The sequence below is a fragment of the Paraburkholderia sp. LEh10 genome, assembly GCF_017814945.1.
In the GTDB taxonomy this organism is placed as follows: Bacteria; Pseudomonadota; Gammaproteobacteria; order Burkholderiales; family Burkholderiaceae; genus Paraburkholderia.
Genome location: NZ_JAGIPX010000245.1, coordinates 1 through 517, shown reverse-complemented (window position 1 = coordinate 517; position 517 = coordinate 1). Strand labels below are relative to the sequence as shown.

Sequence of the window (517 nt, the reverse complement as noted above, 5' to 3'; positions counted from 1 at the left end):
GTCGCAGCGCCATCGAAGGGCAACTCCCAATGTTTATCGACGATTCAGAAGGAGGTGCACAATGAACGCCCCGTCGCCCATGGACGAATCTGATTTTCCAGCCAGTTGTTGTCGATGGGCACATGCCCGTCGACAAGGTAGCGTGTAAGTGCGTCCCATCGCTTGAGGCTGTAGTCGAGTGCCTTGGCGATCGCCGATCCCTCGGAGACCAGTTTGCGTTGGCCGGTCATCCAGTCGTGCAATGCATCGGCAATGGGCCGGGCGCGCTCCTGGCGAACAGTGCATCTTCGATCGGGCTTGAGCTCGGCGACATCGCGCTCGATGTTGTAAAGCGCGCCGAAGTATTTCAACGCCTGCTCGGCGACCAGACTCTTGTTGCTGGCGGGCAGTTCGAAGAACTTTCGCCTTGCATGAGCAGCACACCCGATTTCAGTGATACCTGAGCGTGAGCACGGAAGTCGATGGAAATTTGGGCCGTTTTTTGCAAATTGCGTGAGGGACGCAGGGGGATCTCCCT

Annotated in this window: 1 pseudogene; it reads right to left on the bottom strand. The window is 57.6% G+C overall.

Features of this window, described 5'->3' with window-relative positions:
* Positions 1 to 62: 62 nt before the first annotated feature.
* Positions 63 to 440, bottom strand: a pseudogene (locus tag J8I87_RS44180) (transposase); the annotation flags it as partial.
* Positions 441 to 517: the final 77 nt, after the last annotated feature.